The organism is Achromobacter maghribensis, assembly GCF_057334215.1.
This window is the reverse complement of record NZ_JBHFII010000054.1, coordinates 119257-129574: the sequence shown is the minus strand read 5'-3', so window position 1 is coordinate 129574 and position 10318 is coordinate 119257. Positions and strand designations below refer to the sequence as shown.

Sequence of the window (10318 nt, the reverse complement as noted above, 5' to 3'; positions counted from 1 at the left end):
GCGGCCGGCGCGCGCGCCGCCACGCCCACGGGCAGCGCCGTCCGGGCCCCGGCCCGCCTTCCCATCCAGGGGGAGCCCCATGTCTGACCTTCTCCTTGCCGCATCCGCCGTCACGCGCCGCTTCGGCGGCCTGACGGCCGTCAACGGTGTCTCGCTGGGCCTGGCCCGTGGCCAGGTGCATGCCGTCATCGGCACCAACGGCGCGGGCAAGTCCACGCTGATCAACATCCTGTCAGGAGAGCTGGCACCCAGCAGCGGCCAGGTCATGCTGGGCGGCCGCGACATCACGGCGTGGCGGCAACCCGAACGGGCGCGCGCGGGGCTTGGGCGCAGCTATCAGCGGTCCACCTTGTTCCCCGAACTCAGCGTGTTCGAGAACTGCCGGCTGGCGGCGCAAGCCAGCCGCCAGCGCTTCTGGCACTGGTGGCGGCAGGCCTCGGATTGCCGGCGCAGCGCCGAGCTGGCGCGCCACGCGCTGGAGCGCACAGGGCTGGCCGATGACGCCACGCGCGCCGCCGGCCTGCTGCCCCATGGCCGCAAGCGGCAACTGGAAATCGCCATGTGCCTGGCGGGTGAACCGCAAGTGCTGCTGCTGGACGAACCCCTGGCCGGCATGGGCCCCGAAGAAACGGACCGTATCCTTGACCTGCTTCAGACGCTGAAGGCGGGCCACGCGATTCTGCTGGTGGAACACGACATGGACGCCGTGTTCCGCATCGCCGAAACCATCACCGTGATGGTCAATGGCACCGCCATCGCCAGCGGCACGCCCGCCCAGATCCGCGCCAACGCGGAAGTGCGCACGGCTTACCTGGGCGAAGACCTGCGCGTGGATGCGCAAGGAGGCGTGCCATGCAAGCACTGATCGAAGCAGGCGGCCTGCACGTGTACTACGGCGCCAGCCATGTGCTGCGCGGCGTGGACATGCACATCGCACCGGGCGAATCCGTGGGGCTGGTGGGCCGCAACGGCATGGGCAAGACCACGCTGATCCGCAGCCTCATGGGGCAGGTAAAAAGCGCGCAGGGTCTCGTGCGGATCGGCGGCCGCGACTGCACGCATGCCCAGCCCCACACGATCGCGCGGTTGGGTCTGGCCTATGTGCCCGAGGGGCGAGGCATCTTTCCCAACCTGAATGTGCGTGAAAACCTGCAAGTGGCGGCGCGTCCCGGTGTGCGAGGCGAACAGGAATGGACGTATTCGCGCGTGCTGGACACCTTTCCACGGCTGCGGGAACGGCTGGGGCACGGCGGCCAGCAACTGTCGGGCGGCGAACAGCAGATGCTGGCCATTGGACGGGCGTTGATGACCAACCCCGACCTGCTGATCCTTGACGAGGCCACCGAAGGCCTGGCCCCGCTGATCGTGACTGAGATCTGGAAGATCATCCGCCAGATCCGCGCCACCGGCATGTCGGCCTTGATCGTGGACCGCAATTACCGTGCGGTGCTGGAACACACCGACCGTTGCCTGGTGATGGAAAAAGGGTTGATCGTGCAGGATGGCGACAGCGCGTCGCTGGCCCGGCAACCGGAGCAGCTGACGCGCTATCTGGGCGTCTAGGCCGTGTCGGCACGACCACGGCCCAGGGTGAATCGCCTTTAGATGATCGCTTCGATCAGGAACGGGCCACGGCGCTTGAGGCCGTCGGCCAGCGCGCGGGCAAACCCTTCCACCGTATCGACGCTGACCGCCTCCACGCCCATGCCGCGCGCCAGGTGCGTCCAGTCCAGGAAGGGTTCTTCCAGGTCCAGCATGCGGCGCGCATTGCGGCCCGGTTCCTTCACGCCCACGTTCTTCATTTCGCCATGCAGCGTGGCGTAGGAGCGGTTGGCCAGGATCACCGTCAGGCAATTCAGGTTCTCGCGCGCCTGCGTCCACAGCGCCTGCAGGGTGTACATGCCGCTGCCGTCGGCCTGCAGCGTGATGACCTTGCGGTCCGGGCACGCCACGGCGGCGCCGGTCGCCAGCGGCAAACCGATGCCGATCGCGCCACCGGTCAGCATCAGCCAGTCGTGCGGGGCGCTGCTGGCGCTGTAGATGGGGAACTCGCGGCCCTGCGTGATGGACTCATCGCACACGATGGCCTGTTCCGGCAAGGTGTGCGCGACCAGGATGTTCACGGCGGCGCCCGTCAGCTTGCCCGACGACGGCACCTCGTAATTGGCGGCCGGCGTGGCCACGCGCGGCGCATCCGTGGCGATGCCCAATTCGTCGGCCAGCCATTCCAGCGCCTGCGCCAGATCCTGCTCGGCGGTCGCCAGCACGACCTGGTTGCTGTCGGGCGGCGCCAGCAGGCTGGGCTTGCCCGGATACGCGAAGAAGCCTACCGGCGCCTTGGCGCCCGCCAGCACCAGATGCTTGACGTCTTTCAGCTTGGCCACCGCCAGGTCGATCGGATACGGCAGGCGATCAACGGGCGTGCGGGCGCCGCCACGTTCGATACGGCGGTTGGACGTTTCCGACATCAGGCGAACACCGGTGGCGCGCGCGATGCGGCCGGCGGCGTCCAGCGCGCGCTCGCGCAGCGCGGCTCCGCCCAGCATCAGCACGGTGGTCTCGCCCGAGCGAATCGCGGCGGCAGCGGCGCGCACGGCGTCGTGCGACGTGAGGGCCAGGGCCGCGTCCTTCACTTGCACCGGGGCCGGTGCATTGTCCGGCAAGTCCGTCCAGGCCGCGTCGGCGGGAAGAATCAAGGTCGCGATATTGCCCGGCGACCGGCGCGCCACACCGATCGCTTCGGCGGCGTCCCCGGACACCTCGGCGGCCGTCATCGTGCGCTTGACCCAGTGCGACATTGGCCGCGCCACGCCTTCAACGTCGCTGGTCAGCGGCGCGTCGTACTGCACGTGATACGTGGCGTGATCGCCGACGATGTTGACCATGGGCGTACGGGCGCGTTTGGCGTTGTGCAGGTTGGCCAGGCCGTTGCCCAGGCCCGGGCCCAAGTGCAGCAAGGTGGCGGCCGGTTTGTCGGCCATGCGCGCATAGCCGTCCGCGGCGCCCGTCACCACGCCTTCGAACAAGCCCAGCACGCAGCGCATCTTGGGCTTGCGATCCAACGCCGCCACAAAGTGCATTTCGGACGTGCCGGGGTTGGCGAAGCAAACGTCCACATCGTTGGCCAGCAAGGTATCGCAAAGACTGTCAGCGCCGTTCATGATTTTCCCTAGTCGTTTTCAAATGGCGATGCGGGCGCATGCGCGCCCGCCTGATATGCATGATAGGTAGCGTATCAAAAACACGATAGAGCCAGTTCCGCTTACGGGGATGGAACCATTCCCGCGCCGCCCTCCGTGGCCCCTTCGTGTTCCGCCAGCCGGAATTAGCGTACCCGGGCGGGCGGCTAGGCCAGGATCTGCCCCAGGAACGCCTGCGCCCGCTCCGACCGGGGTGTGTTGAAGAAATTCTCGGGCGTATCGGCCTCGACGATGGCGCCCTGGTCCATGAACACGATCCGGTCGCCCACTTCCCGCGCAAACCCCATTTCATGGGTGACGCAAACCATGGTCATGCCGTCCCTGGCCAGCGCGACCATCGTGTCCAGCACCTCTTTGACCATCTCGGGATCCAGGGCGGACGTCGGCTCGTCGAACAGCATGATCTTGGGCTGCATGCACAAGGCGCGTGCGATCGCCACCCGCTGCTTCTGGCCGCCGGACAACTGGCCGGGATACTTGTCCGCGTGCTGCGGAATCCGCACCCGTTCCAGATAGTCCATCGCGCGTGACCGGGCCTCGTCCGCCGGCACGCCCTTGACCAGCAAGGGCGCCAGCGTGCAGTTCTCCAGCACCGTCAGGTGCGGGAACAGGTTGAAGTGCTGGAACACCATGCCCACTTCCGCGCGGATGCGCTCGATGTTCTTCACGTCTTCGTTGAGTTCGATCCCATCGACCACGATGCGGCCCTTCTGGTGCTCTTCCAGCCGGTTCAGCAGGCGAATCGTCGTGGACTTGCCCGAACCGGACGGGCCGCAAAGGATCAGCTTTTCTCCGGGCGAAACTTCCAGCGCCAGATTGTCCAGCACCTGGAAGTCGCCATACCATTTGCTGACGCCCTGCATGGTGATGATGGGAGCTGCGGCATTCATTGCGTTCATCGTGTCAGGCCTTGGAAATATCGTGGTTCTCGCCGGCGCCGCTCCAGTAGCCCGGCACGGTCAGGCGCTTCTCGGAACGCCGGAACAGATACGACAGCACGCTGCACATGGCGAAGTAGATAACGCCCACCATCGTGTAGACCGTCAGTGCCTGGAACGTCGCGCCGGCCAGCATCTCGCCCGCCCGCATCAGTTCGTACACGCTGATGACGGCGACCAGCGACGTTTCCTTGATCAACACCAGCGCATAATTTCCCAGCGCGGGAAACACCGTTCGCAGCGCCTGCGGCAGCACGATGCGGCGCAGCCGCTGCACCTTGCGCAAGCCCAGCGCGCGGGCCGCTTCGTACTGGCCGGTGTCCACCGACTGGATGCCGCTTCTGAACAGCTCGGCCAGATAGGCGCCGAAGTTCAACGTCAGGCCCAGCACGCCGGCCACGAAACCGTTGATCACCACCCCCATCTCGGGCAGGCCGTAGTAGATGTAGAACAATTGCAGCAGCAGCGGCGTGCCCCGTATCACTTCGATGTAGAAGCGCGCGCCGCGGCTCAACAGCCGCGAGGGCGACAGGCGGCACAAGCAGACGACCAGGCCCAACGCCACCGCCAGGAAAGCCGAACAGAAAAACAGCGCCAAAGTCCAGACCGTGCCCTCGGCCAAAGGGGTCAGGTACATGCGCAGCGTAGCGAGATCCAAGTCGTGCTCCTTATCCGTGCCGTTGCGGCGCTTACTTGCTGATCAGGTCGGACACGCCCCACTTCTTCCCGATCGCCGCCATTTCGCCGTTTTTCCGCATCTCGGCGAGTGCGGCGTTGACCGCATCAAGCAGCGCGGTGTTGCCCTTCTGCACAGCCATGCCGACCTGCCACTTGCGTTGCGGCTGATAGCCGGTGTCCAGCTTCACGCCCGGGATGTTCTTGGTCTGGATCTGGTAGAGGATGCTGGGCGGGTCCACGATGCCCAGGTCAATGCGTCCGGCGCGCACGTCGGCCAGCAAGGTCGAATAGTCCTGATAGGTGGTGACCTTGGTGCCCGGCATGTCCTTGATCATGTTGAACTGGACGGAGTCCACCAGCACGCCCACGCGCTGCCCCTGCATGTCTTCGAACCTGGCGTACTGCTTGGCTGCCTTGTCGCTGACCACGACGCCCTCGCCCCACTCATAGACCGGCACCGAAAAATCGATGGCGCGGGCGCGCTCCTCGGTAATGAAAAGCGGCGCGGACATGACGTCCGCGCGCCCCGACGTCAGCGTGGGGATCAAGCCCGAGAACGGCACGTCGGACAGCTTGTCCGACACCTGCAAATGCTTGGCCACCCCGGCGGCCACGTCGACCATGATGCCTTCCAGCTGGTTCGATTTCGGGTTCTTGAAGCCATGCGGCGGCGCCGAAGCGGTGGTGACGACCGCCAGGCTTTTCTCGGCGCGCACTTCGTCAAGCGTGCGCGCCCCTGCGCCGGACTGGATCAACAGGCCGGCCACGGCCGCGCCCAGCAGAATGGATTTGAATTTCATCGTTTTCCCCTTGGATGATTGAATGCCGCGGACGTGGCCGGCTCAGGCCGGACGCCCGTCTGGGTACTGCTGCACTGCTACCGCCGCCAAGGCGCAGAATTCCTGCATCACGGTGGCGGCCAGGAAGGCCGTGGCCCCCTGCACGTCTTGCGGCGGCGACACGGTGTTGACGTCGAACGCCACGAAATTCAGGCCGGCCAGCTGGCGCAGCAGCGCCAGCCCTTCCTTGGCCGACAACCCTCCCCACTCCGGCGTGCAGACGCCCGGCGCGCAAGAGGGGTCGAAGATGTCCATGTCGAAGCACAGGTAGACGGGGCGCTGGCCGATGCGCTGCTTGATGTCCGCCAGCGTCGCCTTCTGGTCCTGGTCGAAGTCGTCGTAGGGCACGATCGTGTAGCCGACCTCGCGCCCGAACTCCAGCACCCCGGGCATGAAGGAACTGCCGCGCGTGCCGACGTGAAAGCTCGAGGCCACGTCCAGCAACCCTTCTTCCGCGGCCCGCGTAAAGGTGGTGGCCGTGTTGTAGCCGGGGATGGGATAGGTGTCGGTATGCGAATCGAAATGCAGCACGACGAAATCGGGATGGCGGCGCGCCACGGCGCGCAATTGCGGCAGCGTCACCGCGCCATCGCCCCCCATCGAAATCGGGATCGCGCCTGCGTCCAGGATGGCGCCAATGCCGGCTTCGATCAGCGGGTAGGACGCGTCGGGGTCGCCGGGATGGCAGGCAACGTTGCCCACATCGATGGCGCGCAGGAATTCGGGCGGGTTGTCGATGCCGTTGCGCCGGAAGATGTCGACGGGACGCAGCAGCCTGGACTGCTCGCGGATGGCGTCCGGCCCCTGCCGCGACCCGACGCGAAACGGGTGGGTGCCGCAGTCGAACGGAATGCCGACCACGCAGGCGCGCGCCTTGCCCGCGCCTGCCTCCCGCGCGGCCGGCAGGCCCATGAATCCGGCAACGGGATTGAAACTGACTTCAGATGACGGCGGCACAGCGCGGCTCCTGGCATGCACGGCCGGCGAATGGCCGGCCAAACTCTATTTAGATTTAGTCGAATCGCTAGGCGATACGGTCGTGTCGCAAATAGATTAGCAAGTAAGAACCCAGGCGGCCAATTAGGGAGTTCCCCCTAGAGGCAAAAAATTAGTCGACTAATTTAGTAGGCAATAGGCGCGCGGGTGCAGGGCGAAACTGGCGCTTCGCCGGGCCACGGCCGCCGCACCGGAATGCGGCGTGGGGCGGGGTCAGGCGTCGTCGTCGGCCAGCGGCATCGCGCCGCGCAAGGCGCCGCCGGGCGGCTCCATTTGATAGAACGGATGCGAACGGCCCAACGTGCGCGATGCACTGATCGCGTGCGCCGTTTCCACCACCTGCGGGCCGAAGACGGCTTGCGCCTGTTCAAAAGACCAGCGGCTTGACGGGACGGATACGTTCACGGCGCCCAATGGCGTGCCGCCGGCGTCCAGCACCGCGGCGCTGACGGTGATGTCGCCCGGGTAGAACTCGCCGTTGGAGCGCGCATAGCCGTGGCGCCGGGCGAAATCCAGTTCGGCCAGCAAGGCGTCCATGGTGGTGATCGTGTTTCCCGTATAGGGCTTGCGGTCACCGCGTTCCAGCAGGCTTCTTGCAACGGCCGGGTCCAGCTTGGCCAATACGGCGCGGCCAGCCGCCGTGCAATACAGCGGCAAGCGCATGCCCACCGGCATGTTGACGAACATTTCCTTGTGGGTGGCAAAACGCGCCACATACACCATGTCCAGCCCGTCCGGTTCCGCCAGGCTGCAGGTTTCCTGGCAGTTGCGGTTCAGCGTATGCAGGAACGGGTTGCCGCCCAGCACCAGCGGACTGGTCTGCACATAGTTCATCCCCAGCTCAAGCGACCAGGGCGCCAGCGAGAACTTCTTGCTGATGGGGTCCTTGCGCAGATACCCGAGCGTCCACAGCGTATGGGTGAAGCGTTGCACCGCGCTTTTGCTCAAGCCCGTGGCATCGGCCAGTTCGGGCAGCGTCATGGCCGGCTGCCCTTCGCTGAATGCCCGCAGCAGCGAAATGCCACGCGCCAGCGCGGCAACGAACAGCGGGGAATCTTCAGGGCTTCGGTTCAGGGTCATGGCACGCGGCGTGCAGAAGGAAAGCGCATAGCGTACCGCATAACGGTTCTCTTATATCGCAGAGCGATTGAGAATGCGCGGGACGAAAAAAAGGCGTCCCGCGCGGCGGGCCGCCTTTCGTTATTGCCCGGGGCTATTGCCCGGGTTATTGCCCACGCATCAGCGGATCGGCCACGGATACATGGCGCCGCCGTTGCTCCACAACGCATTCGTGCCGCGTTGCAGGCCCAGCTTGCTGTCCTTGCCGACGTTGCGCTCGAACACTTCGCTGTAGTTGCCCACGGCCTTGATGGCGTTGTAGGCCCACTTTTCGTCCACCCCCATGTTCTTGCCCGCGCCGGGCGTCACGCCCAGGATGCGCAACACATTGGGGTTGTTGCTCTTCAACATCTCGTCCACGTTCTTCTGCGTGATGCCGTATTCCTCGGCTTCCAGCAGCGCGAACAAAGTCCAGCGCACGATACCCAGCCAGTTCTCGTCGCCCTGGCGCACCATCGGCCCCAGCGGTTCCTTCGAGAAGCGTTCGGGCAGGATTTCGTAGTCGTTCGGATTGGCGACTTGCGTGGCGCGCACAGCCGCCAATTGCGAGGCATCGTCGGTGAAGGCATCGCAACGGCCGGATTCAAAGGCGCGCACGACTTCGGTCACCTTGTCGATCACGACCGGCTTGAATTCGATCTTGTTCGCGCGGAACCAGTCGGCCAGATTCAGTTCGGTGGTGGTTCCCGGCTGCACGCAGACGGTCGCGCCGTTCAGTTCCTTGGCGCTCTTGACGCCCAACTTCTTGTTCACCAGGATGCCCTGGCCGTCATAGAAGCTGGCCGCGACGGCGGACAGGCCCAGCGACGTGTCGCGCGTCTGGGTCAGCGTGACGGTGCGCAGCAGCACGTCGACTTCGCCCGATTGCAGCGCGGTGAAGCGTTGCTGGGTCGACAGCGCCGTGCCCTTGAATTTCGTCGCATCGCCGAATACGGCTGCGGCGACCGCGCGGCAGATATCCACGTCCATGCCTTCCCATTCCCCCTTGCTGTTGGTGGCGGAAAAGCCGGAGACGCCGTCGGTGAGGCCGCATTGCACGAACCCTTTTTTCTTCACCGCATCGAGCGTGGGGCCGGCGACCGCCGCCTGGGACACGCAAGCCAGCGCCAGCGCGCCGGCTGCAAACAAGATGGACCGCTTCATGGTTGCCTCTCCTGAGATAGATGCCCGGGCAGCCTTGTAAGCCGTCCCGGCTGAAACCGAGCCCAGCGTTGTCGGGCCGGCCGCCAGATTACGACATGTCCACTGCGTGAACAACGCGATCGGGCCTAGAGGAAACCCGGGGGACTGCCCACCGGGCCCCCTATCAGATTTGTCCGGTGATCGAACTTTATAGCGCCGCCCCCTGCCGCTCGCCGCAGGCTTGCATGCCATACTTTTTTTGCGCCGGCGTCCGCTCAGCGGCATCGGCGCCGCAACAGAAAAGCCGATCGCGCCACAACAAAAATCCCGGGCGCGCATCGATACTCGGCCGATTCATGGAGGAGACCAATCCATGGCACAAGCAAGACAATCGCAGCCTCGTCACGCCGCGACGCATCGCCACGCGGCAACGCCTCGTCGTACCGCCCTGAAAACCCTGTTGTTGTCCGCGCTAGCCGCGGCCGGCCTGAGTACCGGCCTGGCCCAGGCGGCGGACGACTGGCCCAGCAAGCCCATCAAGATCATCGTGCCGTACACGCCGGGCGGGTCCACCGACATCGTGACCCGCATCGTCATGGAAAAGCTGGGGCCGCGCCTGAAGCAGACGATCATCGTCGAGAACCGGCCGGGGGCCAACAGCAGCGTGGGCTCGGCCATCGCGGCCAAGTCGGATCCGGACGGCTACACGTTCTTGTCCATGCTGCCGGCCTACATCATCAACTTCCACCTGTACAAGCTGACCTACACGCCCGCGGACCTGACGCCGGTCGTGCAGATGGCCGACCTGCCGCTGTTCCTGTTCGTGGCGGAAGATCTTCCGGTCAAGACCGTGGCCGACCTGGTTGCCTATGGCCGCAAGAACCCCGACAAACTGACCTACGCCTCCAGCGGCAACGGCTCCAGCGCGCACCTGACGGGCGCCGACTTCGCGTTGCAGAACAAGCTCACGATGACGCACGTGGCGTACAAGGGCAGCGCCCCCATCCTGACCGACCTGCTGGGCGGCCGCGTATCCATGGTGTTCGACCCGATCCTGGTGCCGATGCAGTACGTGAAGCAGAACCGGCTGAAAGCACTAGCCTTCACGGGCAAGGAACGCTGGCCCACCGAGCCCGGCATTCCCACCATGGAAGAAGCCGGCATGCCCGGCTTCGTGACCGGTTCCTGGGCAGGCCTGATGGCGCCGGCCGGCACGCCCAAGCCGATCATCGAACGCATGGCGCGCGAGATCGCCGAGATCGTCAAGGAACCCGACGTAAAGCAGAAATTCGTGGACGCGGGGTTCCTGCCTGTCAGCGGCACCACGGCGCAGTTCGCGGAACTGATGAAGACCGATTCGGCGCGCTATGCCGAAATCATCAAGCAGGCAGGCATCACCGTGAATTGAACGCGGACCCGGGGGGGG

General features: G+C 65.5%; 10 protein-coding genes. 3 read left to right on the top strand and 7 right to left on the bottom strand.

The window, feature by feature from the left end; all coding sequences use genetic code 11:
• Positions 1 to 79 precede the first annotated feature (79 nt).
• Positions 80 to 865, top strand: a complete 786-nt coding sequence (locus ACE039_RS23540; protein WP_310030868.1) for an ABC transporter ATP-binding protein — start codon at positions 80 to 82, stop codon at positions 863 to 865.
• The gene (locus ACE039_RS23535; RefSeq protein WP_448713240.1) at positions 853 to 1563 is read left to right on the top strand and encodes an ABC transporter ATP-binding protein; all 711 of its coding nucleotides are present in this window, start codon (positions 853 to 855) and stop codon (positions 1561 to 1563) included. Before ACE039_RS23540 ends, ACE039_RS23535 begins: the two co-directional genes overlap by 13 nt.
• Before the next feature lie 38 nt (positions 1564 to 1601).
• On the opposite strand, the gene ACE039_RS23530 is transcribed toward ACE039_RS23535, so the two are convergent.
• The 7 genes from ACE039_RS23530 to ACE039_RS23500 all read right to left on the bottom strand — a co-directional run bounded on the left by ACE039_RS23530 (position 1602) and on the right by ACE039_RS23500 (position 8913).
• Positions 1602 to 3161, bottom strand: a complete 1560-nt coding sequence (locus ACE039_RS23530; protein ID WP_485823467.1) for an acetolactate synthase large subunit — start codon at positions 3159 to 3161, stop codon at positions 1602 to 1604.
• Positions 3162 to 3346: 185 nt separating this feature from the next.
• Entirely contained in the window at positions 3347 to 4099 is a 753-nt protein-coding gene (locus ACE039_RS23525) for an amino acid ABC transporter ATP-binding protein (RefSeq protein WP_448713242.1), read from the bottom strand.
• 4 nt (positions 4100 to 4103) lie between these two features.
• Complete coding sequence (locus tag ACE039_RS23520) at positions 4104 to 4796, bottom strand: amino acid ABC transporter permease (protein WP_006222809.1); 693 nt, start codon at positions 4794 to 4796, stop codon at positions 4104 to 4106.
• Positions 4797 to 4827: 31 nt separating this feature from the next.
• On the bottom strand, positions 4828 to 5616 hold the full coding sequence (locus ACE039_RS23515) for an ABC transporter substrate-binding protein (protein WP_485823466.1): 789 nt from the start codon (positions 5614 to 5616) through the stop codon (positions 4828 to 4830).
• Between the two features lie 42 nt (positions 5617 to 5658).
• Positions 5659 to 6567, bottom strand: a complete 909-nt coding sequence (locus tag ACE039_RS23510; protein WP_105559150.1) for an arginase family protein — start codon at positions 6565 to 6567, stop codon at positions 5659 to 5661.
• A gap of 297 nt (positions 6568 to 6864) precedes the next feature.
• A complete protein-coding gene (locus ACE039_RS23505; RefSeq protein ID WP_105559089.1) occupies positions 6865 to 7731 on the bottom strand; it encodes an IclR family transcriptional regulator in 867 nt (288 codons plus the stop codon).
• Positions 7732 to 7890: 159 nt separating this feature from the next.
• Positions 7891 to 8913, bottom strand: coding sequence for an amino acid ABC transporter substrate-binding protein (locus ACE039_RS23500; RefSeq protein WP_485823465.1), 1023 nt, complete (start codon positions 8911 to 8913; stop codon positions 7891 to 7893).
• Positions 8914 to 9265: 352 nt separating this feature from the next.
• On the opposite strand from ACE039_RS23500, the gene ACE039_RS23495 reads away from it, so the two are divergent.
• Positions 9266 to 10300, top strand: a complete 1035-nt coding sequence (locus tag ACE039_RS23495; RefSeq protein WP_105559091.1) for a Bug family tripartite tricarboxylate transporter substrate binding protein — start codon at positions 9266 to 9268, stop codon at positions 10298 to 10300.
• Positions 10301 to 10318 lie beyond the last annotated feature (18 nt).

Bases quoted from the DNA above. Each gene is read 5' to 3' on its own strand.
- ACE039_RS23540 (WP_310030868.1), top strand. From the start codon at position 80: ATGTCTGACCTTCTCCTTGCCGCATCCGCCGTCACGCGCCGCTTCGGC.
- ACE039_RS23535 (WP_448713240.1), top strand. From the start codon at position 853: ATGCAAGCACTGATCGAAGCAGGCGGCCTGCACGTGTACTACGGCGCC.
- ACE039_RS23530 (WP_485823467.1), bottom strand. From the start codon at position 3,161: ATGAACGGCGCTGACAGTCTTTGCGATACCTTGCTGGCCAACGATGTG.
- ACE039_RS23525 (WP_448713242.1), bottom strand. From the start codon at position 4,099: ATGAACGCAATGAATGCCGCAGCTCCCATCATCACCATGCAGGGCGTC.
- ACE039_RS23515 (WP_485823466.1), bottom strand. From the start codon at position 5,616: ATGAAATTCAAATCCATTCTGCTGGGCGCGGCCGTGGCCGGCCTGTTG.
- ACE039_RS23510 (WP_105559150.1), bottom strand. From the start codon at position 6,567: ATGGGCCTGCCGGCCGCGCGGGAGGCAGGCGCGGGCAAGGCGCGCGCC.
- ACE039_RS23505 (WP_105559089.1), bottom strand. From the start codon at position 7,731: ATGACCCTGAACCGAAGCCCTGAAGATTCCCCGCTGTTCGTTGCCGCG.
- ACE039_RS23500 (WP_485823465.1), bottom strand. From the start codon at position 8,913: ATGAAGCGGTCCATCTTGTTTGCAGCCGGCGCGCTGGCGCTGGCTTGC.
- ACE039_RS23495 (WP_105559091.1), top strand. From the start codon at position 9,266: ATGGCACAAGCAAGACAATCGCAGCCTCGTCACGCCGCGACGCATCGC.